This is a genomic window from Alloalcanivorax marinus (genome assembly GCF_016906305.1).
GTDB classification, from domain to species: Bacteria; Pseudomonadota; Gammaproteobacteria; order Pseudomonadales; family Alcanivoracaceae; genus Alloalcanivorax; species Alloalcanivorax marinus.
The window spans coordinates 271,968-293,664 of sequence record NZ_JADDOL010000001.1 but is presented as its reverse complement, the minus strand read 5'-3'; the positions used below and the strand labels follow the sequence as shown (position 1 = coordinate 293,664).

Here is a 21,697-nt window from a genome sequence, read left to right as displayed (position 1 = left end):
GGCTAACAAGGTTCGATACAACCATGCCCGAGGCAACGATGTCCGAATCACAGACGTCTGAAAAACGCGCGCCCGACGCGCCGATCCCCGACGACATTCCCAGCCTGCTGATCCCGATGAAGGGGCGCCCCTGGCTGATCCCCAATATCGTGGTCGCCGAGGTGATTCCCCTGCGGCAGCCGGACCGCCCCGGCCACGGCCCGGAGTGGCTGCTTGGCTGGATCAACTGGCGGGACCAGGACCTGCCCCTGATTTCCTTCGAGAAGCTCAATGACTCCGGCCAGGTAGCGATCGGCCCGGAGGCGCGCATCGCCGTGATCAACACGGTGACCGGCGGCGCCCGCTTCTATGCCACCGTGGTGCAGGGCATCCCGCGCCTGCTGCGGGTCAACAAAGGCGACCCGGTGGAGGAACCCGGCGACACCGGACCGGCGGAAGCCATGTACGTGCAGGTGGGCGGTGATCTGGCGGTGATCCCGGATCTGGACGCCATCGAACGGGCGGTGGCCGGCCTCAACGCATGATCGATTGGGCCCGCCTGGAGCGACTGGCCGCCGAGGACCACCGCGCCGGCCCCCGCCATGTGAATCGACACCCCACGCCGGATCACGGCCTGCGCGACTTCCTGCGCTGGCAGCGGGAAACCCGGGGCCGTTTTCCGCCCCGGCGACCTTTCCCGTTGCGCCAGCCGGACCCGGCGCTGCTGGCGACCCCGGCCGACCGTCCGCGCTTTACCTGGATCGGCCACGCCACTTATCTGGTGCAGTACCGGGGCTGGAATCTGCTCACCGACCCGGTGTTCTCCGAGCGCTGCTCGCCGGTGTCGTTCGCCGGCCCGAAGCGCACCGTGGCGCCGGCGCTGAGCATCGACGCCCTGCCCGAAATCCACGCGGTGCTGGTGTCGCACAATCACTACGATCACCTGGACCGGGCCTCGGTGCGGGCGCTGAACGAGCGCTTCGGCGAGCGCCTGTGCTGGTTCGCCCCCCGTGGCGTGGGCGAATGGTTGCGCCGCCGGGGCGTCGCCCGGGTGGTGGAACTGGGCTGGTGGCAACATCAGCGCCATCAGGATTTCCACGCTTTCTGTCTGCCCGCCCAGCACTTCAGCGGCCGCGGCGCCCGCGACCGCAACCGCACCCTGTGGTGCGGCTGGCGCCTGGACTGGGACGATTTCAGCCTGTTCTTCGCCGGCGATACCGGCTACGCCCCGGTGTTCCGGGAAATCCAGGACGTGCTCGGCCCGGTGGACGTGGCGCTGCTGCCGATCGGCGCCTACCAGCCGCGCTGGTTCATGGCGCCGGTGCACATCAATCCGGACGAGGCGGTGCGCATCCACCAGGACCTGGCCGCCACGCATTCCCTGGCCATGCACTGGGGCACTTTCGTGCTCACCGACGAGCCCCTGGACGAGCCGCCGCGGGCGCTGGACGCGGCGCGCCGCCGGCACGGCGTGGCGGCACGGTCTTTTCAGGCCCCCGGTCACGGCGATACCCTCACGCTCCACGACCACGGGTTCGAGGAGGAACCGCCCCGATGAGTGCCCACACCCGCGGGCAACGGCTGCGCTGGTTGATGCGTCTGGTCGCCTGGCTGCCGCTGCCGATCGCGTCCGCCCTGGGCGCCTTGCTGGGGGACCTGATCACCCGGGTACCGCTGCGCTATGCCAGCGCCTATCGCACGGTGCTGATCAATCTGATCGCCACCCAGCCGCAGCTGAGCCTGGACGAAGCACGTCGCATCGGCCGCCAGAGCCTGCGCGAACTGGGCCGTTCGTTCTGCGAATTCGCCCATGTCTGGCAGCGGCCGGTGGAACAGACCCTGGACCGCATCACCGAGATCCAGGGCGAGCAGGCGTATCTGGATGCCTGCGCCGAGGAGCGCCCGGTGCTGCTGCTGTCGCTGCACCAGGGCAGCTGGGAAACCATCAATCTCTACCTGGGACGCCAGGGCAACACCACGGTGATGTACCAGCCGCACCCGGCCACCCTGGTGGACGCGCTGGTCAAAAAAGCCCGTGAGCGCACCGGCTGCCGGCTGGTGCCCACCAACAGCCAGGGGGTCAAGGAAGGGCTGGCCACGCTACGCGGCAACGGCACCCTGGCGCTGCTGGCGGACCACAATCCCGGCAACCGCAGCAATCCCTTCGTGCCGTTCTTCGGCCATGAAGTGCCCACGCCCGGGCTGGTGGACAAGCTGGTGCGGCGCTACCGGCCGCGCATTTTCCTGGTCTCCTGCTACCGGGGCGAGGGCAGCGTGCGGGACGTGCACATCCGCTTTGAACCGGCGCCGCAGCTGGAGCAGGCCGTCGACGAGGCCTGTGTGCTGACCCTGCTCAACCGTGGCCTGGAAGACTGCATCCGCCGTAACCTGTCGCAGTATCAGTGGACCTACAAGCGCTTCAAATGGCGGCCCGGCGGTCGCCGGCTCTGGTACCGCCAGTCGCTGAGTCTGCTGCGCCGCCTGGAGCGGGGCGAGGACCGCGCCGCCCTGGGACTGGCGCCGCCACCGCTCAATCCGTCGCCGCCGGCGCCTCCGCCTCCACGAACACTCGCTTGATGCGCGGGTCCTGGGCCTTGAGAGTGCGATCCAGTTCGGCGATCACGCTCTCCAGCCGGTGGGTGCCCAAGGACGGCGAAAAGGTCACGCTGATGTTCACCAGAATGAAGTCCGGGCCCATGTGCATGGTCAGTACCTCGTTCACCGCCTCGATGCTGGGCATCGACAGGGCGGCCCGGCGGATGCCCGCCACCACCTTCGGATTGGCGGCCTCGCCGATCAGCAGCCCCTTGGTCTCGTAGGCCAGCCAGCAGGCGGTGCCGGCCAGGATCAGCCCGATCAGAATCGACGCCAGACCGTCGAACCAGAGCAGCCCGGTGACCTGGGTGAGCAGCACGCCGAGCAGCGCCACCAGCAACCCCAGCATGGCGGCGGAATCCTCGAACAGCACCACGAAAGTGGTCGGGTCCTTGCCCCGGCTGATCGCTTCCACATAGCCGCGCCCACCCTTGGTGCGGCGGAATTCCTTCAGGGCGATGGTCCAGGCCACGCCTTCGAACACCATGGCCAGCCCCAGCACGATGTAGTTGATCAGCGGATTGCTGATCGGCTCCGGGTGGCGCAGATGCATGACCCCTTCGTACAGGGAAATGCCCGCGCCCAGGGCGAAAATCAGAATCGCCACGGCGAACGCCCAGAAATACACCTCCTTGCCGTGGCCGAACGGAAAGCGCTCGTTCGGCGGTGCTTTTGCCCGCTTCATGCCATGCAGCAGCAGTACGCCGTTGCCGGTGTCCACCAGCGAATGAATCCCTTCGGACAGCATCGCCGAACTGCCGGTGATGGTCGCCGCCACGAACTTGGTGATGGCGATCAGAATGTTGCCGCACATGGCGGCGATAACGACTTTTTTCGAGCCGGACATGGGTCCCTCCAGACCGTTGATATCCGGGCAGCATGCCGTGCAAGCGTCCGTCTTGCCAGCGCGGCGTCGGCGCCGCAGAATCCCGGCTTCGCCGTTTTTAGGATATCGAGCCATGCCCATTGAAAAAGACAAGGTGGTCACGCTGCATTACACCCTGTTCGACGCCGAACACGACCTGGAACTGGAGCACAGCCCCACCGATCAACCGCTCGCCTACCTGCACGGCCACGGCAACATTCTGCGCGGCCTGGAACAGGCCCTGGCCGGCAAGGACGAGGGCGACGCGGTGACCGTGACCCTGGCCCCGGAAGACGCCTACGGCCGCCGCGACGAAAGCCTGCGCCAGCGGCTCTCCGCCAAGTACCTCAAACACGCCGGCAAGCTCAAACCGGGTAAGGTGGTGGAAGTGAGCACCGAGCAGGGCCCGCGCCGGGTCACCGTGCTCAAGGTGGGCCTGAAAACCGTGGACGTGGACGCCAACCATCCCCTGGCCGGCCTCGACCTGCGCTTCGAGATGCGGGTGATGGGAGTACGCGACGCCAGCGACGAGGAAAAGGCCCACGGCCATGTGCACGGGCCCGGTGGCCACCAGCACTGACCTTGAACGGTGCACGGACCCGTCACCGGGAAGGTGGTAAGGTGACGGTTCACCAGCGGGGAGCAAAGACGTGCCGGAATACAGCTATTGGATCATCTTCGGTCTGATCCTGGTGATCGCCGAATTCGCCCTGTCCGGGCTGGTGACCATTTTCCTGGGCCTGGCGGCGCTGCTGGTGGGCGCCCTGGTGTTCCTGGGGGTGCTCGATAACCCGGTCTGGGAAATCACCCTGTTCGCCGGCCTCAGCCTGCTGCTGCTGGTGTTCGCCCGCCGTTACCTGCGCGACCGCCTGTTCGGCCGCGAGACCCAGGGCGTCAACAGCGACGACAGCGCCGGCCTGGTGGGCGCCCGCGCCACCGTGGAAGGCGTCTTCGAGAACGGCATCGGCACGGTGCGCTATCGCGGCGCCCGCTGGCAGGCGCAGTCCAGCCAGCCGCTGAGCGACGGCCAGATGGTCCGCATCATCCGCCACGACGGCCTTTGGCTCACCGTGGCGCCCTGGTCCGACCCGCGCGCCGCCACCGACGATCAGAACCCGTAACCGCAACAAGGAACCAATCCATGATGGGACTCATTATTCCGGCGCTGCTCGCCCTGGGCGTGATCATTCTGCTGTTCATGACGGTGCGCATCGTACCGCAGCGACAGGTCTTCGTGGTGGAACGGCTGGGCAAGTACCGCACCTCCCTGGAAGCCGGCCTGCATGTGCTGGTGCCGTTCATCGACCGGGTCGCCTACAAGCATTCGCTCAAGGAAATCGTCCGCGACGTGCCGCGCCAGAGCTGCATCACCAAGGACAACATCGAGGTCTCCATCGACGGCGTCATGTATCTGCAGGTGGTGGACGCCAAGGCCGCCAGCTACGGCGTTGACGACTACGTGCAGGCCTCCCAGCAGCTGGCCCAGACCACCCTGCGTTCGGTGATCGGCAAGATCGACCTGGACAAGACCTTCGAGGAACGCTCGGAGATCAACATGGAAGTGGTGCGCGCCGTGGACGAAGCGGCCCAGCCCTGGGGCGTCAAGGTGCTGCGCTACGAAGTGGCCGACATCACCCTGCCGGCCTCGATCAAGGACGCCATGGAGAAGCAGGTCCGGGCCGAGCGGGAACGGCGCGCCGTGGTGGCCGAATCCGAGGGCGACCGCCAGGCCGCCATCAATCGTTCCGAAGGGGACCGGCAGGCGGCCATCAACCGCTCCGAGGGCGAGAAGCAGGAGATGATCAACATCTCCGAGGGTGAAAAGCTCAAGCAGATCAACGAGGCCGAAGGCCGCGCCCGCCAGATCGAGCTGCTGGCCCAGGCCACCGCCACCGGCCTCGGCGAAGTGGCCGCCGCGATTCGCCAGGACGGCGGCGACGAGGCGGTGAGCCTGCGCATCGCCGAACAGTACGTGGCGGCGTTCGAGAAGCTGGCCAAGGAATCCACCACCCTGCTGCTGCCCTCCAACCTCAGCGACGTGGGCGGCACCGTGGCCGGCCTGCAAAAAGTACTCAAGAAGATCGACGTCACGGAGCCCTGATCGAACACCGTCACTAAACGGATTAAGGAGGTCCATTGATGTCCCCCGAGCAACGACTCCATGCTCTACTCGATGGCGATGGTGAGAGTGAAATTGTCGAGTTCAAAGAAGCGCGGCAGACGTTTGATTTCAAGAAACTCGGGAGATATTTTTCCGCTCTAAGCAATGAAGCAAACCTGAAAGGCAAGAATTCCGCCTGGCTGATTTTTGGCGTACGGGATGATCATCAAGTGGTGGGCACTCGCTTCAGATACAACCCCAGAGACTTGCAATCGCTGAAGAAGGAAGTCGCGGACAAGACTATCAATCGTCACACCTTTTCCGAAATTTATTGTGTTGACCATCCTTCTGGCAGGGTCCTACTTATGGAGATTCCTGCCGCACCACGGGGCATACCGATCAGCTGGGAAGGCCATTACTTTGGCCGTGACGGCGCCTCATTGGGGCCTCTCTCCCTGGACGAGATAGAGCGAATCAGAAACCAGGACAGAATTCATGACTGGAGCGCCGAGATCTGTGAAGGCGCGATGATGGATGACTTGGACCCCGAAGCGATCTTGCTGGCACGCAGAGAATTCGCTACCAAGAACCCCAAGCTGGCAGATCAGATCAATGCTTGGGACGACCCTACATTTCTCAATAAGGCCAAGATCACGATTCAAGGAAAGATAACGCGAACAGCCATTCTTTTACTCGGAAAACAAGAAGCCTCTCATTATTTAAATCCGGCCACTCCCACCATCACATGGATCTTGAAAGATCGAGACGGCATTGAAAAAGACTACTAGCATTTTTCCTGCCCTCTGCTAGTGAATGCCGATCGGGTGTTCCGGAAAATCCGTAACCTGAAGTACAGGTACATTGCAGAAGGTAGCCTTTTCCCTGAAGAGGTAGACCAGTACGATCCTTTTGTGATCCGAGAACCTCTCAATAACGCCATTGCCCATCAAGACTATCCGCTTGGCGGTAAAGTGACCGTTATCGAATTCGAAGATAGCCGGTTGTGCTTCAGTAACCCCGGCAGCTTTATACCCGGATCTGTGGAAAAGGTAATACAATCCGACGCGCCGGAAAGCCGATACAGAAACCGATTTCTTGCCGAGGCCATGGTTAATCTGAATATGATCGATACCATTGGTAGTGGTATTAGAAAAATGTTCGTCACCCAGAAAAACCGGTTCTTTCCGCTACCCGAGTACCAACTTGAGGCAGGCACGGTACAAGTAACCATTACGGGACGTGTGCTTGATCTGAGCTACGCTCGGAAACTGGCGGAACTGCCAGAGCTCCCACTGAACGATATTATTCTTCTGGATCGTGTACAAAAGCGTAAGACGTTGAGCGCAGAGCAAATCAAGCATCTGAAACAGCACGGTCTCATTGAAGGCAGAAGGCCAAATCTTCATATTTCCGCAAGAGTCGCCAGACAAAGCGGGGACAAGGCGGACTATATCCGTAACCGCGGTTTTGACGACAACCACTATCGACGGTTGATTTGCGAATATATTGAAAAGTTCGGCCAAGCAAAACGAGCAGATATTGATCGACTTTTGCTAGACAAACTGCCAGATGTCTTAGACGAACAACAAAAAGCCAACAAGGTCCGAAACCTCCTTCAAAGCCTTAAATATCAAGGACTTATAAAGGTCGAAGGTAAGGTTTGGCGAATGTCTAAAGCTTAGTTTTCGAAGATATCTAAACATTTTTCACAATGTGAGCAAGTGCTCACAAGCGCACTCTGGCCATCGTATAAGGTAAGGTTAGCAAGACCCATCGCCAGCCGCTGGCTTTCCTATGTAAAGCGTTGCACCACCAAAGAAGGAAGCCCCCAATGCCCCGTCATTTCGAGTCCGCCCCCGGCCTGTGCGACAAGCCGGACCGCGATACCCAGTCCTACCTGTTCAACCAGACCATGCTGCGCATCAAGGACCCGGCGGTGAGCCTGGATTTCTATACCCGGGTGCTGGGCATGCGGCTGATCCGCAAGCTGGATTTTCCGGAAGCGAAGTTCACTCTCTACTTCCTGACCTACCTGAACGACACCGAGGCCACCGAGGTGCCGGAGGACGACGCCAAACGGCTGACCTACACCTTCGGCCGCCAGGCGATGCTGGAACTGACCCATAACTGGGGCACCGAGGACGACGCGGATTTTCAGTATCACAACGGCAACGATGAGCCCCAGGGCTTCGGCCACATCGGCATCACCGTGCCGGACGTGTACGCCGCCGCCGAGCGCTTCGAATCGCTGGACGTGACCTTCGTGAAGAAACCGGACGACGGCCGCATGAAGGGCCTGGCCTTTATCAAGGACCCGGACGGTTACTGGATCGAGATTCTGCAGGCGGACATGATGGAGCGGCAGAGCCAAGCCGCCGCGTCCGCCTGACGGCCGACGCCTAGCGCAACGCCCAGAGCGCGCCGAGCAGCGCCACCGGCGCGGTCTCCGCGCGCAAAACCCGCTCCCCGAGCGCGAACGGCAGAAAGCCGGCGTCGCCGGCCGCCGCCAGCTCCGGGTCGGAAAAGCCGCCTTCCGGGCCGGTGAGCAGGGTGATCGCCTCGGCGCCGGCCAGCGCCTCCGGGCGCAGCGGTTCCCGGCCCGGGTGGGCGATCAACTTCAGTCCGCCGGCGCCGGCCAGAAAGTCGTTCAGCGGCAGCGGCCCTTCCAGGGTCGGCGGCCGGTTCAGGCCACACTGTTCACAGGCGCTGATGATCACCTGCCGCCAGTGGTCGAATTTCTTGTCCTCGCGGTCGCCCTTGAGGCGCACCTCGGTGCGCTCGGTGTTCAGCACGCGGATGGCGGCGGCGCCCATTTCCACCGCTTTCTGGATCGCGAAGTCCATGCGGTCGCCCTTGATCAGCGGCAGCCCCAGGGTCACCGGCAGCGGCGCGGTCCGGTCCACATCGGTAAACGCCAGGGGGCGGGCGATCACCGCTTTCTTGCCCACCTCCTCGAGCACCGCCGACCACTCGCCGCCTTGACCGTTGAACAGGGTCAGCGATTCGCCCACGCCCATGCGCAGGACCTTGGCGATGTGGTGGCTGGGGCCCGCACCCAGCGCCACGGGCTGCTGGGCGGCGAACGGCTGATCATCAAAAAAGCGGCGGCTCATGGAGTCTCTTCCGTAAACAGGACCTTCCCTATACGGGACAGGCGGACGCGGTCGGCGCTAAAGGCTACCATAACCGCTCGCTGATCCTGCCCGGGAAGGAAACCTGTCGATGGCCGAAATCGTCGAGGCGCCGTTTCGCGCGCCGTCATGGCTGCGCTCGCCGCACCTGCAGACCCTGTGGGGGCCGCTGTGGCGGCGTGCCGAGGACCTGCCACGGCGCCGCGAAACCCTGAGGCTGGCCGACGGCGACCATCTGCTGCTGGACCGGGCCGGCCCGGAACCCGAGGCCGGCGATCCGCGCGTGGTGCTGCTGCACGGCCTGTCCGGCTGCAGCGATTCCCACTATATCCGCGGCACCCAGGCGCGGCTGGCGGCGGCGGGCATCGCCTCGGTGGCGATCAATTCCCGGGGCGCCGCCGCCGTCAACGACACCGCTCTCACCTACCATGCCGGCGAGACCGACGACCTGGACGCGGTGTTCCGCCACCTGCGTGCCGAGGACGCCGGGGGGCCGTTGCTGGCCATCGGCGTGTCCCTGGGCGGCAGCCGCCTGCTCAACTGGCTGGCGCGCCGCGACGACGGCACCCTGAGCGCCGCCGTGGCGGTGTGCACGCCGCTGGACCTGGCGATCTGCGCCGACCGCATGGACCGGGGCCTGTCCCGGCTGTACCGGCGCCACCTGATCGGCACGCTGCTCGGCAACCTGCACCGCCAGCGGCGCCATCTGGAACGGGTGGCGCCGGATCAGGCCCGCCGGCTGGCGGCCCTGGACCTGGCCGGTATCCGCTCGTTCTGGCAGTTCGACGCCCGGGTGATCGCGCCCCTGTATGGCTTCCGGGACGCCGCCCACTACTACGCCGAATGTTCCGCCGGCCCCCGGTTGAAGGCGATTCGCACGCCCACGCTGATGATCCAGGCCCGGGACGATCCCTTCATGACCCCGGCGGTACTGCCCGGCCGCGACGATCTGGGCCCAGGTGTCACCCTGGAACTGAGCCGGCGGGGCGGGCACGTGGGGTTCGTGGCCGGCAGCCCGCGGCATCCGGAGTACTGGCTGGAGAAACGGCTGACCACCTTCGCCGCCGGCCTGGCCTCCGCCGCCGGCCCATCGCCGGGCTAAGCCAGCCACAGTGTCAGCAGGGCCGCCAGCACCCCGCCGGACAGCATCACCGTCAGGGTCAGCGCCCGGTTCCAGAGTACCGCGCTGCGCCAGGCCGGGTAGCCGGTGAAGCGTTCCAGCAGCAGCACATTGGCGGCATAGGGCGTGCCTACCCCGGTCATCGCCCAGCCGCACACCATCGACAGGCCCAGGGCCTGGATCGCCTGGGGCGGCCAGATCGGGCCGAGCAGGGCGCCCACCAGGGTGCCGGTGAGGATCGGATTGAAGCCCATCATGCCGGCGGCATAGAACACCCAGGGCACCAGCAGCGCCGCCAGCGGGTAGCCCCAGCCCGGCAGCGCCAGGCTGGCGCTCAGGTGGTGCTCCGCCAGGGCGCTGACCAGGGCGCCGAGAAAGGCGGAGGCGCCTACGATGACCAGTTCGTTGGAGGCCGGCGCCAGGGACGGCGGGGTGGGGCGCTCACCGCGCCAGGCCCCCCAGGCCAGCCCCAGCACCACCACCGTCAGACAGCTCAGGGTCACCGCCCGGGGGTAACTGAGGCCGGCCCCGGCGCTGAGCGCCAGGGTGCCGGCGCAGATCACGCCGATCAGCGCGGTGAACCGCAGCCAGGGTCCGGCCCCGGCGTCGCGCGCTTCCACCGACGCCGCGTCGTCGTTTTCCGGCTCCCGGAACAGGGCGCCGGCGAGCAGAAACAGCACCGCCACCGGCAGGCCCATGCCGATCAGCTGCCAGCCCTGCAGGCCGGGCAGAAAGGTCAGCACCACCGCCACCGAGATCGATAAAGGCGAGCACAGCGGCGCGGCGGCGAAGCCGCGCAGGGTGGCGCGGGCGGCGTTGCGGGTGCCCGCCGAGTGGCCCCGGCCGTTGATGCGGTCGGCGACCAGGGCGGCGACCACGCCCACGGCGCCGAAATTGAGCGGGATCGACAGAAAGGCGGTGCCGAAGGTCAGGCTGTAGTAGCGGGTCAGCGAACGGCCGCCGAACAGGCTGGCGGACAACCGCGCCAGATCCCGGGACCGGCTCAGCACCGCCGACAGCAGAATCACCGAAATAATCAGGCCGATCAGGATCGCCATATTGCGCACGCCGCGGGCCAGCGCCTGGGGTTCCAGCAGCGCGGCGGCCAGCGCCGCCGCCAGCATCAACAGCAGCAGCATGCGCGCCACCGGACGCAGATCCCGCCAGCCCAGCAGCATGGCGAGGGTCACCGCCACCGCCGCCACCGCGTCGGCGCCGGGCAACGGCAGCAGCACGCCGGCCACCAGCGCCACCCAGGCGAACAGCGACCGCAGCACCCAGACCGGGCTTTTATCGGCGGCGGCACTCACTCCGGGCGCACCCGACCGGCGGCGCCGAACAGCCGGTCCAGGGCGGTTTCATCAAGACGGTATTCGCGCTTCATGGCGTCCAGGTGCCGCAGGGCCTCGCCGCGCAGGAACGGCGCTTCCAGGCAGATGATCTGATAAATGCCCTGGCGCAGCAGGCGCCGGTCCAGGGTTTCGTCGTCGGCGATGTCCGGGTTCAGCCCATGGGTAAAGCCGGACCAGGACGCCGCCAGCACCCAGGTGTTGACCAGCAGCGCGCGCAGCTCTTCGTCGTCGGCCTCGATCAGACCGCTGTCGCGCAGCCGGCGGTAGATTTCCAGGCCGCGGGCCAGGCTGTCTTCCACGAACGCCTTGTAGTGCTCGCGCAGGGCCGGGTCCTGATGAAGGAAGTGGGCCAGATCCCGGTGCAGGAAACGCCCTTCCCACATGGATTCCAGGATGCCCTCGAAATAGCGCATCTTGTCTTCCCAGGTGAGCGGCCCGGCCGGCACCGTGAGCAGGGTGCGCAGATGCGCCTGATAGCGGTCGAACAGGGCGGCCACGATGGCCGTCTTGTTGCAATAGTGGTAGTACAGATTGCCCGGGCTGATGCCGAGCTCCCCGGCGATGTGGTTGGTGGTGACGTTGCGCTCGCCGTGCCGGTTGAACAGGCGCAGGGCGGTGTCCAGGATGCGCGTCTTGGTGTCGGTCATAACAGGCCAATCTGGCGGATAAACGGGGCGGAGACAACCGCTTTAACGCATCGTATCTTGACCTCTAGAGTAATTGCTCTAAAGATCGGAGCAGGTTCATCACCGTCCAGGGAGGCGCATTATGGTCGCCGAAATCAAAGAATTCCAAACCGGCCAGGCACACATCGAACGCATGAAGCGGATTTTCGACGTTCAGAAGACCGCCTTTCGCCATCACCCCTTCCCCTCCGCCGAGCAGCGCATCGAGCATATCCAGCGGCTCAAGCCCATGTTGCTGGACAACATGGATGCCTGGATCGCCGCGCTCAACGCCGACTTCGGCAACCGCGCCGCCGACGAAACCAAGCTGGCGGAGCTGCTCACCAGCGTGGAAGGCATCAAGTACCACGCCAAGCACCTGCGCAAGTGGATGAAGCCGTCCAAGCGCAAGGTGGGCGCCGCCCAGTGGCCCGGCAAGGTGTGGGTGGAATACCAGCCCCTGGGCGTGGTGGGCATCATTGTGCCCTGGAACTACCCGCTGTATCTGGCCATCGGCCCGCTGCTGTCGGCACTGGCCGCCGGCAACCGGGTCATGATCAAGATGAGCGAATCGACGCCGCGCACCGGCGCCCTGCTGGAAGAGCTGATCGGCCAGACCTTCGACGAGGACCAGGTGGCGGTGATCAATGGCGAGGTGGAAGTGGGCGCGGCTTTCTCGTCCCTGGCCTTCGACCATCTGCTGTTCACCGGCTCCACCTCGGTGGGCCGGCACATCATGCGCGCCGCCGCCGAGAACCTGACGCCGGTGACCCTGGAACTGGGCGGCAAGAGCCCCTGCATCATCGGTCAGGACTTTCCGATGAAGGACGCCGCCGAGCGCATCGCCTTCGGCAAATGCCTCAACAGCGGCCAGACCTGCGTGGCGCCGGACTACATTCTCTGCCCGGAAAACCGGGTGGACGAATTCGTCACCGCCTGGACCGCGCAGATCAGCCAGCTCTATCCGACCCTGCGCGACAATCCGGACTACACCAGCATCATCAACGAGCGTCAGTACCAGCGCCTGCGCGGTTACCTGGACGACGCCCGCGACAAGGGCGCGCGCATCGTCGAGATCAACCCGGCCAACGAGGATCTGACCGGCAGCCGCAAGATTCCCCACACCCTGGTGCTGGACGTCAACGACGACATGAAGATCGCCGCCGACGAGATCTTCGGCCCGCTGATGCTGGTGGTGCCCTACAAGACCCTGGACGACGCCCTGGACTACGTGAACGACCGGCCGCGACCGCTGGCGCTGTACTACTTCGACTGGAACAGCGACAACGGCGAGCACGTGCTGCGCCACACCCATGCCGGCGGCGTCTGCCTGAACGACACCATCACCCAGGTGGGGGTGGACGACATTCCGTTCGGCGGCATCGGTCCCTCGGGCATGGGCCACTACCACGGGCCGGAAGGGTTCCTGACCTTCTCCAAGGCCAAGGGCGTGTACAAGAAGGGCAAGATGAACGCCACCAAGCACATCCTGCCGCCCTACGGCCGTGGCATGCACAAGCTGATCTATAAATTCATGCTCAAGTAAGCGGCCGCCCGCGGCCGCGCCACAACAACAAACAAAAACCAAGGGTGATGCCATGAACCAGGGCACTCTCTCCTCCAAGCTCTCCTCCGACGACGGCGTCAGCCGTCGCGGCTTCCTGAAACTCGGGTTCTGGGGCGTCACCGCCCTGACCCTGGGCGCCGGCGGCGCCGGCCTGCTCACCGGCTGCAGCGGCGACCCGGGCCCGGCCGCCGGCTTCGACTACCTGCGCCAGAAAGACGTGGAGCTGCTGCGGCCGCTGATGGCACCGCTGCTGGCCGGCGGCCTGGAAGCGGTGCCCGACGCCGGGCCGGACCAGGCCCTGGCGGCCTTCGACCGGCTGCTGGCCGGCGGCTCCGACGGCGCCCGCGGTCAGCTCTTCCAACTCCTCGATCTGCTGCAACTGGGCGCCGCCCGCTGGTGGCTCACCGGCACCTGGGCGCACTTCGCCGACCAGGAACCGGCGCAGCTGCGCGACACGCTTCAGAGCTGGACCGACAACGACGGCGGCTTCGCCCGCCTCGCCTTCAAGGGCCTGACCCAGCCGCTGATGATGGCCTGGTACGTCACCCCCGACGGGGGTCGGACCACGGGATACCCGGGCCCGCCGCGCAATCTGGCGGCAAAAAGCGCCTGAATCGCGCCTTAGCGGCGGTTTTTACCCCCCTTTTTCTGGCTATAAGCGGAGCCCGTGCCATGCAGGACCTGTCCCAACTCAAGATTCAGAACATCGCCGACCCCTGGGCGGACGCCGCTGACAAGTGGTCGGTGATCGACGGTGCCACCGAGACCGGCCAGCGCACCCTGGAGGCGGATGTGGTGATCATCGGCACCGGCGCCGGCGGCGGGGTCAGCGCCGAGATCCTGGCTCAGCGGGGCCTCAAGGTGATCCTGATCGAGGCCGGCCGGCTGCGCAGCTCCCGGGACTTCACCCTCAACGAGGGCGACGCCTATCGGGAGCTTTATCAAGAGGGCACCCTGCGCGCCACCCAGGACGGCGCCATCACCATTCTGCAGGGGCGCACCGTGGGCGGCACCACGGTGGTCAACTGGACCTCCAGTTTCCGTACCCCCACCGAAACGCTGAATCACTGGCGCGACCGCTTCGGCGTCACCGGCACCGCCCGCGCCGATCTGGACCCGTACTTCCAGCGCATGGAGGAACGGCTGGGCGTGGAACCCTGGGCGATGCCGCCCAACGCCAACAACGACGTGATCAAACGGGGCTGCGAAAAACTCGGCTGGGACTGGTCGGTGATTCCGCGCAACGTGCGCGGCTGCTGGAACATCGGCTACTGCGGCATGGGCTGCCCCACCAACGCCAAACAATCGATGCTGGTCACCACCCTGCCGGCGGCCATGGACGCCGGCGCCACCCTGATCCACAGCGCCCGCGCCGAGCGCCTGATTCATGACGGCCAGAAAGTCACCGCCGTGGAAGTGCGCCCGCTGGATCACCGCAAACAACCCACCGGCGGCCTGCTCACGGTGCGCGCCCCCACCGTGATCGCCGCCGGCGGCGGCATCCAGACCCCGGCCCTGCTGCTGCGCTCCGAGGCCCCAGACCCGGCGGAGCGGGTCGGCAAACGCACCTTCCTGCACGTCACCAGCTTCGCCTTCGGTCACTACGACCAGGAAGTGGCGCCGTATTACGGCGCGCCCCAGTCGTTGCACTCCGACCAGTTCACCTTCGCCGACGGCGTCGACGGCGCCATCGGCTACAAGCTGGAGATGATGCCGCTGCACCCAGGGCTCACCGCCGCCCTGCTGGGCGGCTTCGGCGAACCGGCCCGCCAGCAGATCACCGAACTGCCCCGGCTGGCGGCCTCCATCGCGCTGCTGCGCGACGGCTTCCACGACGACAGCCCCGGCGGCACTGTCAGTCTGCGCGACAACGGCGAGCCCCAGCTCGACTACCCGCTCAGCGACTATGTGCTGGACGGCGCCCGCCGCAGCCTGCTCAGCCAGGTGGAAATGCAGTTCGCCGCCGGCGCCCGGGCGGTGCGGCCGGGCCACACCCGCGCCCCCTATTACAACAGCTGGAAACAGGCCCGCGACGCCATGGCGACCTTGCCCTACCAGCCCCTGGAAGTGGTCCTGGGCAGCGCCCACGTGATGGGCGGCTGCGCCATGGGCGACGAACAGCACGGGCTGGTGGACAACCAGGGCCGCTACCGGCACCTGGACAACCTGTATGTGTTCGACGGCTCCGTGTTCCCCACCAGTCTGGGGGTCAATCCGCAGCTGTCCATCTACGGTCTCACCGCGCGCAACGCCCAGGCCCTGGCGGACCGGCTGAAACCGGCCTGAGGCCGGTCCGCCCCCTGCACTCCCGCGACGCTTGCGTTATGCTTGCGCCCTCTGTCGGGACAAAGCGAGCCGAGCATGACCAATCGTGTGATCTATCCGGGTACCTTCGACCCCATCACCAATGGCCACAAGGACCTGATCGAACGCGCCTCGAAGATGTTCGACGAGGTGGTGGTGGCGATCGCCGCCAGCGAGAAGAAGGGTCCCCTGTTCTCCCTCAACGAGCGGGTCAAGCTGGTGGAAGACAGCATCCGCCACCTGGACAATGTGGAGGTGGTGGGTTTCTCCCGCCTGCTCGCGCATTTCTGCCGGGAGCAGAACGCCAACATCCTGCTGCGCGGCCTGCGCGCGGTCAGCGACTTTGAATACGAATTCCAGCTCGCCAACATGAACCGGCAGCTGGCGCCGGAACTGGAGACCGTGTTCCTGACGCCGGCGGAGCATCTGTCGTTCATTTCCAGTTCCCTGGTGCGCGAGATCGCCCTGCTGGACGGCGACGTGCGCAACTTCGTGCCCGCCCATGTGGTGGAGGCACTGGAACTGAAAAAGCAGCAACGGGGCGGCTGACCGCCACCACCGACTCCGGCTGACCCCTTTCAAGGAGAGATCGCAATGCGCGGGTTGATCCTGCTCGTCCTGCTGTTCACCGCCACCGCCCAGGCCGCCGCGCCGGGCAAGGCCGCCATCGCCAGTGCCCATCCGCTGGCCACCGAGGCCGGCTTCGAGATTCTCGACCGGGGCGGCAACGCCTTCGACGCGGCGGTGGCGGTGGCCGCCGCCCTGGCGGTGGTGGAACCCTACTCCGCGGGCATGGGCGGCGGCGGCTTCTGGCTGCTGCACCGGGAGAGCGACGGCTTCCAGACCATGGTGGACGCCCGCGAGACCGCCCCGGCGGCGGCCACCGAGGACATGTACCAGGACGACAGCGGCGAGGTGGTCCGCGACCGCGCCATCAACGGCCCGCTGGCCGCCGGCATTCCCGGCCAGGCCGCCGCCTTCGAACACCTGGCCCGGCGCTACGGCACACTGCCGCTGTCCGTGACCCTGGCGCCGGCGATCCGCCTGGCCCGGGAAGGCTTCCCGGTGGAGCAGCACTACCGCACCCTGGCCGGCTATCGCCGGGAAGTGCTCAACCGCTACCCGGTGGCCGCCGGCGTGTTCCTGGACGGCGGCCGCATTCCCGCCACCGGCACCCTGATCCAGCAGCCGGATCTGGCCGACGTGCTGGAGGCCATCGCCGAGGACGGCCGCGACGGCTTCTACGAAGGCGAGGTGGCCGACAAGCTGGTGCGCGGCGTCCGCGAAGCGGGGGGTATCTGGACCAAAAAGGACCTGGAAAACTATCAGGTCAAAGAGCGCCAACCCATCGTCGGGCACTTCCGCGGCGGCCGGGTGATCAGCGCGCCGCCGCCCTCCGCCGGCGGCATCGTGATGATGGAAGCGCTCAACATCCTCAGCCAATTCAATGGCGGCGAGATTAGTGAGGACTTACTCCCACACCTGACCGTGGAAGCCTGGCGGCGCGCCTACCAGGATCGCGGCCGCTATCTGGGCGATCCGGATTTTGTCGACATGCCTGTGGATAACCTGTTGAGCGATTCCTACGCCAAGGCGCGTGCCGCCTCCATCGAGCTGGACCGGGCCACCCCCAGCAGCGAGCTGGGCGAACCGGTGGTCAGCGAGGAGGGCTTCCATACCACCCACCTGTCCGTGCTCGACGCGGACGGCAACCGGGTGGCCGCCACCCTGAGCATCAATCTGCCGTTCGGCTCCGGTTTCATGCCCCCGGGCACCGGCGTGATCCTCAACAACGAGATGGACGACTTCTCCTCCAAGCCCGGCAGCCCCAACGCCTACGGCCTGGTGGGCAGCCGCGCCAACGCCATTGCCCCGGGCAAGCGCCCGCTGTCGTCCATGACCCCCACCTTCGTGGAGTTCGACGACCGGGTGGCGATCCTCGGCACGCCGGGGGGCAGCCGCATCATCACCATGGTGATGCTGGGCGTGATGGAAGCCGCCGCCGGCAAACCGGTGGAAGACTGGGTGGGCCGGGTGCGTTTCCACCACCAGTATCTGCCCGACCAGGTGCAGGTGGAGCCCGCGTTCCTGGATACCCCGGAAGCCAAGAGCCTGACCCTGCGCGGCCATGATCTGGTCTCGGTGGAACGGGAATACGGCAACATGCAGGCGATCCTCTGGCAGCGTGACGGCGACCGGGTCACCGCCGCCGCCGACCCCCGCGCCATCGGCAGCGCCGAGGTGCGCGCCCCCGCCGAACAGCCGCCGGCCGACCAGGCCGCCAGCGCCCGCTGACCGGCCACCATTCACCGGCGTCTGGCCCGTTGGAACCTGGGCGCGGCGCCGTTGAGCGGGCAGACTCCGGGTTCCGTTCATCGTCAACGAGGGAGCCCATGGGCCTGCAGCGCATCGAGATCGACAAGACCTTTCCGTATCCGGTGGACCGTCTGTTCCACCATCTCAGCCAGCACGAGAACCTGTCGGCGCTGTTCGCCCCGATCCGGGTGCGGCGGGTGAAAACCGGCATCGACGATCCCAATGGCGTGGGTTCCGTGCGCCGCATGACCCTGCCGCTGGCGCCGGCGTTCGAGGAGACGGTCACCGATTTCGAGCCGGACCAGCGCATCGCCTACCGCATCACCCGGGGCAGCCCGCTGCGCGACCATCACGGCGAGATGGTGTTCTCCCCCCATGGCGAGGGCGGCTCGCGGCTGCAATACACCATCGTGTTTCGCGGCAAGCTGCCGCTGGTGGGGGCGCTGGTGAAGCCGGCGCTGGAGAACGGCATCCGCCGGGGGCTCAACAAGCTGCGGCTTTAACGCCCTCCGCTATCGCGGCTGAAGCCGCTCCTGCAATCGTGTCGATAGCACCGTGTCGACAGCACCGTGGGAACGACTTCCGTCGCGATGGCACCGTCATTCGTTCTTGTTCTTGCCGTCGACGCTGGCCGCCAGCAGTGACTCCAGCTCTTCCCGGCCCCGGGCGGAAATCTCGATCAGCTTGTCGAGCTGGTCCCGGTGCTGGAATTGCTCGCGCAGCAGCCGTTCGTCCACGTCGCGGAAGGTGCGCACCACCTCGATGGAAGTGCTTTCCGGCACGCCCAGCTGCACCAGGGTGGTCTGGGCGGCGCGCAGGCTGGAATCCAGGGTCTCGCGAATCACATGCTCCACCCCTTCGGCCATCAGCGAATAGGCGTGGTAGCGGTCGCGGGCCCGGGCGATCAGGGTGATGTGCGGGAAATGCTCGCGGATCATCGACGCCGCGCGCAGGGATGCCTGCACATCGTCGATGGCCAGCACCATCACCCGGGCATGCTCCAGCCCGGCGGTGCGCAGCAGGTCCAGCCGTGTGACATCGCCGAAGTAGACCTCGTTGCCGAAGCGACGCACGGTGTCGATGTGCTCCGGGTTGGAGTCCAAAGCGGTGAACGGAATCCGCCGGTTCACCAGAATCCGGCCGATGATCTGGCCGAACCGGCCGAACCCGGCCACGATCACCGGCGGCTGGCCGTGGGGCGCCGGTTCATCGTCCACGCCCCGGCTGGTCCGCGCCGGCGCCGGCCACAGCCGCGCCACCAGTTTCAGCAGCAGCGGCGTGGCCGCCATGGACAGGGCCACCACCAGATTGAGCCGCGCGATCATGCCCTCGTCCAGCAGCCCCAGGGCACCGGCCTGGGTGAACAGCACGAAGGCGAACTCGCCGCCCTGGCTGAGCAATAACCCGAAGCGCAGGGCGTCCCGCCAGGCCACTTTCATGACCCGCGCGATAACCATCAGCACCAGGGTCTTGGCCACCAGCAGCGCCACCCCCATGGCCAGGATGCGCAGCGGCGCGCTGACCAGCAGCTTCAGGTCCATGGTCATGCCGATGGCGATAAAGAACAGGCCCAGCAGCAGCCCCTTGAACGGCTGAATATCGGTGTCGAGTTGCTCCCGGAACGGCGAGTTGGCCAGCAGCATGCCGGCCACGAAGGCGCCCAGGCCCATGGAGAGATGCAGGATTTCCATCAGCTCCGCGGCCCCCAGCACCAGCAGCAGGGCGGTGGCGGTCATCAGCTCCCGGTTGTGCAGCCGCGCCAGCCAGGCCAGCCAGGGGTTGAGCAGATAGCGCCCGGCCAGCCACATCAGCACCAGCGCGCCCAGGCCGATCAGCAGTTGCGGCTCTTCCTCGCCGCCGCCACCACCGGCCAGCACCGGCAGCAACAGCAGCAGCGGAATTACCGCCAGATCCTGGAACAGCAGAATGGAGAAGGCATTGCGGCCCTGGGGCGTGCCCAGCTGGTTGGTTTCCACCAGCATCTGCACGGCGAAGGCGGTGGACGACAGGGCCAGGGTGGCGCCGATGGCGATGGCGGCCGGGGTGCTTTGCCCCCAGACCAGGAAGAAGGCGGTGAGCAGGGCGGTGCTGAACAGCATCTGGCTGAGCCCCAGCCCCAGCAGGCGTTTACGCTGCGCCCACAGTTGATCCGGCGCCAGTTCCAGGCCCACCAGGAACAGCATCAGCACCACGCCCAGTTCGGCGAAGTGCAGCACCGCTTCCGCGCCGGGGATCAGCCCCAGGCCCAGGGGCCCGATCAGGATGCCGGCGGCCAGGTAGCCGAGGATGCTGCCCAGCCCCAGGCGCTGGAACAGGGGCAGCAACAGCACCGCCGCCGCCAGCAGCACCAGCGCCTGGTTGAAATAACCGGTCATGGACTCAGTCCCAGGAGAGCGGCTTTTCGGACGACCCGGGGCTGTCCGGTTGGCCGGCGGGCTGAGCCGTGGGGCTTTCCATTCGGGCCGGCGGCCGCACCCGGTCGCCCGCCCGCAGCGGTTCGCGGCCCTCGGTGACGCGCGCCACCGCGTAATCGGGACGCACCTCCAGCACCCGCAGGCTGGCCAGGGCTTCGCTGTCCATGCGGATCGGCAGGCCGGTTTGCGGGTCCTGGATGGTCTCCACCGGCCGGTAGGCGTTAAGCACCGTGTCCGCCTCCAGACGGCCCTCGCCCTGGCTCAGCCACACCCGGTCGCCGTCGGCCTTGAGCACGATCACCGGATAGAGCGTGTCGGTGGCGGCCCCGGCCAGGGCCCGGGCGATGCGCGGGTACACCAGGTCGGCCAGCCGTTCCGGGTGGCGCCATTGATCCAGGTTCTGCTGCCGGGCCAGCTGCCGCACGCTGGCTTCGGATTGCTGCCAGTCGAACAGGCCGGCGGCCAGTATCTCTCCGCCGGCGGCGTCGATCAGCCGGTAGCGGACCCGTACATAGGGCTCGTAGCCCTGGAAGCTGGCGCCGTAGAAGGTGCGCGCCTGGTCACCGATGTCGAAGGCCTCGATCTGGCCCACCAGCAACAGGTCGGCGCCCTTCGCCTTGCCCAGCCGCAGCAGCTCGGCGGGCTCGGCGCTGCCGTTGCGCAGGATCGCCTGCTCCGCCTCGCGGGCGGCCAGGTGGGCCCGGTCCAGCACCCGGAAGCGACCGGACTGGGCGAAGGCGTCCACCAGATTGGCCTGCAGGCGGGCACGCACCTCGGCGGCGGGCAGGGTGGTCTCACCCAGGGTGTAGCGGCTGTCGGACGTGGTGAACGGCGCCACCACGATGGCCGGCAGGTGGGAGCGGTCCGGTCCCGGCGCCCGATGGCGCAGAATCACCGCCTCCACCTCGGCCCGCCACAGGGCATCGTCCTGGCGGGCCACGTCGGTGACCCGGTAGCTTTGCAGGCTGCCCAGGGTGGGCAGTTGCGGCTCGGCCACCGAGGTGCGGGTGCCGGTCCAGGTGGTCACGTCGCCCTGACGCTGCACCACCCATTGGCCGACCTGGCGCCGGAACGCCGGGTCCACCGCCAGGGTCACCCCGCCGGCCTGGCGCACCGCCGCCACCAGGGCGTTGGCCACCGCCTGCTCCGGGTCCTGCCCGTAGCCCCGGGCGGTCACGGTTTCGGTTTCCGCGGCCCGCAGCGGGCCGGCCAGGGCCAGCGCCAGAAGCACGATCAGCGTGGAAAACCGGTGCAACGAAAAGCGCTTCAACATGGGACTCTCCCTGGC

General features: G+C 66.6%; 22 protein-coding genes. 16 read left to right on the top strand and 6 right to left on the bottom strand.

The window, feature by feature from the left end; all coding sequences use genetic code 11:
- Positions 1–38: 38 nt before the first annotated feature.
- The 3 genes from IM760_RS01400 to IM760_RS01390 are packed head-to-tail and all read left to right on the top strand — an operon-like array spanning position 39 to position 2,556.
- Positions 39–524: a chemotaxis protein CheW gene (locus IM760_RS01400; RefSeq protein ID WP_204426759.1), complete on the top strand. Its 486-nt coding sequence runs from the start codon at positions 39–41 to the stop codon at positions 522–524.
- Positions 521–1,537: an MBL fold metallo-hydrolase gene (locus IM760_RS01395; protein WP_204426758.1), complete on the top strand. Its 1,017-nt coding sequence runs from the start codon at positions 521–523 to the stop codon at positions 1,535–1,537. Before IM760_RS01400 ends, IM760_RS01395 begins: the two co-directional genes overlap by 4 nt.
- Positions 1,534–2,556: a lysophospholipid acyltransferase family protein gene (locus tag IM760_RS01390; protein WP_204426757.1), complete on the top strand. Its 1,023-nt coding sequence runs from the start codon at positions 1,534–1,536 to the stop codon at positions 2,554–2,556. The genes IM760_RS01395 and IM760_RS01390 overlap by 4 nt, the downstream gene beginning before the upstream one ends.
- Here the strand turns inward: IM760_RS01390 and IM760_RS01385 are convergent.
- Positions 2,510–3,421 (bottom strand): cation diffusion facilitator family transporter, encoded by a 912-nt coding sequence (locus tag IM760_RS01385; RefSeq protein ID WP_204426756.1) that lies wholly within the window; start codon positions 3,419–3,421, stop codon positions 2,510–2,512. The two genes, IM760_RS01390 and IM760_RS01385, sit on opposite strands and share 47 nt — an antisense overlap.
- Before the next feature lie 112 nt (positions 3,422–3,533).
- Here IM760_RS01385 and IM760_RS01380 point away from each other — a divergent pair, with 112 nt between their 5' ends.
- The 6 genes from IM760_RS01380 to gloA all read left to right on the top strand — a co-directional run bounded on the left by IM760_RS01380 (position 3,534) and on the right by gloA (position 7,929).
- Positions 3,534–4,019 (top strand): FKBP-type peptidyl-prolyl cis-trans isomerase, encoded by a 486-nt coding sequence (locus IM760_RS01380; RefSeq protein ID WP_204426755.1) that lies wholly within the window; start codon positions 3,534–3,536, stop codon positions 4,017–4,019.
- 70 nt (positions 4,020–4,089) lie between these two features.
- Positions 4,090–4,560, top strand: a complete 471-nt coding sequence (locus IM760_RS01375; RefSeq protein ID WP_204426754.1) for an NfeD family protein — start codon at positions 4,090–4,092, stop codon at positions 4,558–4,560.
- A 20-nt stretch (positions 4,561–4,580) separates the two neighbouring features.
- Positions 4,581–5,540 (top strand): SPFH domain-containing protein, encoded by a 960-nt coding sequence (locus IM760_RS01370; protein WP_204426753.1) that lies wholly within the window; start codon positions 4,581–4,583, stop codon positions 5,538–5,540.
- Between the two features lie 38 nt (positions 5,541–5,578).
- Complete coding sequence (locus tag IM760_RS01365; RefSeq protein WP_204426752.1) at positions 5,579–6,328, top strand: ATP-binding protein; 750 nt, start codon at positions 5,579–5,581, stop codon at positions 6,326–6,328.
- A gap of 123 nt (positions 6,329–6,451) precedes the next feature.
- A complete protein-coding gene (locus IM760_RS01360) occupies positions 6,452–7,222 on the top strand; it encodes an ATP-binding protein (RefSeq protein WP_204426751.1) in 771 nt (256 codons plus the stop codon).
- Positions 7,223–7,371: 149 nt separating this feature from the next.
- Positions 7,372–7,929 carry a lactoylglutathione lyase gene (gloA, locus tag IM760_RS01355; protein WP_204426750.1) on the top strand — a complete coding sequence of 186 codons (558 nt, stop codon included), beginning with the start codon at positions 7,372–7,374 and terminating at the stop codon, positions 7,927–7,929.
- Between the two features lie 10 nt (positions 7,930–7,939).
- On the opposite strand, the gene IM760_RS01350 is transcribed toward gloA, so the two are convergent.
- Positions 7,940–8,653 (bottom strand): 16S rRNA (uracil(1498)-N(3))-methyltransferase, encoded by a 714-nt coding sequence (locus IM760_RS01350; RefSeq protein WP_204426749.1) that lies wholly within the window; start codon positions 8,651–8,653, stop codon positions 7,940–7,942.
- Positions 8,654–8,762: 109 nt separating this feature from the next.
- Here IM760_RS01350 and IM760_RS01345 point away from each other — a divergent pair, with 109 nt between their 5' ends.
- A complete protein-coding gene (locus IM760_RS01345; RefSeq protein WP_204426748.1) occupies positions 8,763–9,773 on the top strand; it encodes a YheT family hydrolase in 1,011 nt (336 codons plus the stop codon).
- On the opposite strand, the gene IM760_RS01340 is transcribed toward IM760_RS01345, so the two are convergent.
- Positions 9,770–11,101 carry a hypothetical protein gene (locus IM760_RS01340; protein ID WP_204426747.1) on the bottom strand — a complete coding sequence of 444 codons (1,332 nt, stop codon included), beginning with the start codon at positions 11,099–11,101 and terminating at the stop codon, positions 9,770–9,772. The two genes, IM760_RS01345 and IM760_RS01340, sit on opposite strands and share 4 nt — an antisense overlap.
- Positions 11,098–11,790, bottom strand: coding sequence for a TetR/AcrR family transcriptional regulator (locus tag IM760_RS01335; protein WP_204426746.1), 693 nt, complete (start codon positions 11,788–11,790; stop codon positions 11,098–11,100). The genes IM760_RS01340 and IM760_RS01335 overlap by 4 nt, the downstream gene beginning before the upstream one ends.
- Before the next feature lie 121 nt (positions 11,791–11,911).
- Between IM760_RS01335 and IM760_RS01330 the strand changes: the two genes are divergently transcribed.
- From IM760_RS01330 to IM760_RS01305, 6 genes are all read left to right on the top strand, one after another.
- On the top strand, positions 11,912–13,354 hold the full coding sequence (locus IM760_RS01330) for a coniferyl aldehyde dehydrogenase (protein ID WP_204426745.1): 1,443 nt from the start codon (positions 11,912–11,914) through the stop codon (positions 13,352–13,354).
- A gap of 52 nt (positions 13,355–13,406) precedes the next feature.
- Positions 13,407–13,988: a twin-arginine translocation signal domain-containing protein gene (locus IM760_RS01325; protein ID WP_204426744.1), complete on the top strand. Its 582-nt coding sequence runs from the start codon at positions 13,407–13,409 to the stop codon at positions 13,986–13,988.
- Positions 13,989–14,047: 59 nt separating this feature from the next.
- Positions 14,048–15,661, top strand: coding sequence for a GMC family oxidoreductase (locus IM760_RS01320; RefSeq protein ID WP_204426743.1), 1,614 nt, complete (start codon positions 14,048–14,050; stop codon positions 15,659–15,661).
- A gap of 75 nt (positions 15,662–15,736) precedes the next feature.
- Positions 15,737–16,228, top strand: coding sequence for a pantetheine-phosphate adenylyltransferase (gene coaD, locus IM760_RS01315; RefSeq protein WP_204426742.1), 492 nt, complete (start codon positions 15,737–15,739; stop codon positions 16,226–16,228).
- 45 nt (positions 16,229–16,273) lie between these two features.
- The gene (ggt, locus tag IM760_RS01310; RefSeq protein WP_204426741.1) at positions 16,274–17,974 is read left to right on the top strand and encodes a gamma-glutamyltransferase; all 1,701 of its coding nucleotides are present in this window, start codon (positions 16,274–16,276) and stop codon (positions 17,972–17,974) included.
- Between the two features lie 98 nt (positions 17,975–18,072).
- On the top strand, positions 18,073–18,498 hold the full coding sequence (locus IM760_RS01305; RefSeq protein WP_204426740.1) for an SRPBCC family protein: 426 nt from the start codon (positions 18,073–18,075) through the stop codon (positions 18,496–18,498).
- 96 nt (positions 18,499–18,594) lie between these two features.
- Here IM760_RS01305 and IM760_RS01300 read toward each other — a convergent pair whose 3' ends face one another.
- Both IM760_RS01300 and IM760_RS01295 read right to left on the bottom strand, forming a co-directional pair.
- On the bottom strand, positions 18,595–20,370 hold the full coding sequence (locus IM760_RS01300) for a monovalent cation:proton antiporter-2 (CPA2) family protein (RefSeq protein ID WP_204426739.1): 1,776 nt from the start codon (positions 20,368–20,370) through the stop codon (positions 18,595–18,597).
- A gap of 4 nt (positions 20,371–20,374) precedes the next feature.
- Entirely contained in the window at positions 20,375–21,682 is a 1,308-nt protein-coding gene (locus IM760_RS01295) for a CsgG/HfaB family protein (protein WP_204426738.1), read from the bottom strand.
- Positions 21,683–21,697: the final 15 nt, after the last annotated feature.

Excerpts from the sequence above, each read along its gene's own strand:
- IM760_RS01400 (WP_204426759.1), top strand. The coding sequence starts at position 39 with ATGTCCGAATCACAGACGTCTGAAAAACGCGCGCCCGACGCGCCGATC.
- IM760_RS01395 (WP_204426758.1), top strand. The coding sequence starts at position 521 with ATGATCGATTGGGCCCGCCTGGAGCGACTGGCCGCCGAGGACCACCGC.
- IM760_RS01390 (WP_204426757.1), top strand. The coding sequence starts at position 1,534 with ATGAGTGCCCACACCCGCGGGCAACGGCTGCGCTGGTTGATGCGTCTG.
- IM760_RS01385 (WP_204426756.1), bottom strand. The coding sequence starts at position 3,421 with ATGTCCGGCTCGAAAAAAGTCGTTATCGCCGCCATGTGCGGCAACATT.
- IM760_RS01380 (WP_204426755.1), top strand. The coding sequence starts at position 3,534 with ATGCCCATTGAAAAAGACAAGGTGGTCACGCTGCATTACACCCTGTTC.
- IM760_RS01370 (WP_204426753.1), top strand. The coding sequence starts at position 4,581 with ATGATGGGACTCATTATTCCGGCGCTGCTCGCCCTGGGCGTGATCATT.
- IM760_RS01365 (WP_204426752.1), top strand. The coding sequence starts at position 5,579 with ATGTCCCCCGAGCAACGACTCCATGCTCTACTCGATGGCGATGGTGAG.
- gloA (WP_204426750.1), top strand. The coding sequence starts at position 7,372 with ATGCCCCGTCATTTCGAGTCCGCCCCCGGCCTGTGCGACAAGCCGGAC.
- IM760_RS01350 (WP_204426749.1), bottom strand. The coding sequence starts at position 8,653 with ATGAGCCGCCGCTTTTTTGATGATCAGCCGTTCGCCGCCCAGCAGCCC.
- IM760_RS01345 (WP_204426748.1), top strand. The coding sequence starts at position 8,763 with ATGGCCGAAATCGTCGAGGCGCCGTTTCGCGCGCCGTCATGGCTGCGC.
- IM760_RS01335 (WP_204426746.1), bottom strand. The coding sequence starts at position 11,790 with ATGACCGACACCAAGACGCGCATCCTGGACACCGCCCTGCGCCTGTTC.
- IM760_RS01330 (WP_204426745.1), top strand. The coding sequence starts at position 11,912 with ATGGTCGCCGAAATCAAAGAATTCCAAACCGGCCAGGCACACATCGAA.
- IM760_RS01325 (WP_204426744.1), top strand. The coding sequence starts at position 13,407 with ATGAACCAGGGCACTCTCTCCTCCAAGCTCTCCTCCGACGACGGCGTC.
- IM760_RS01320 (WP_204426743.1), top strand. The coding sequence starts at position 14,048 with ATGCAGGACCTGTCCCAACTCAAGATTCAGAACATCGCCGACCCCTGG.
- coaD (WP_204426742.1), top strand. The coding sequence starts at position 15,737 with ATGACCAATCGTGTGATCTATCCGGGTACCTTCGACCCCATCACCAAT.
- ggt (WP_204426741.1), top strand. The coding sequence starts at position 16,274 with ATGCGCGGGTTGATCCTGCTCGTCCTGCTGTTCACCGCCACCGCCCAG.
- IM760_RS01305 (WP_204426740.1), top strand. The coding sequence starts at position 18,073 with ATGGGCCTGCAGCGCATCGAGATCGACAAGACCTTTCCGTATCCGGTG.
- IM760_RS01300 (WP_204426739.1), bottom strand. The coding sequence starts at position 20,370 with ATGACCGGTTATTTCAACCAGGCGCTGGTGCTGCTGGCGGCGGCGGTG.
- IM760_RS01295 (WP_204426738.1), bottom strand. The coding sequence starts at position 21,682 with ATGTTGAAGCGCTTTTCGTTGCACCGGTTTTCCACGCTGATCGTGCTT.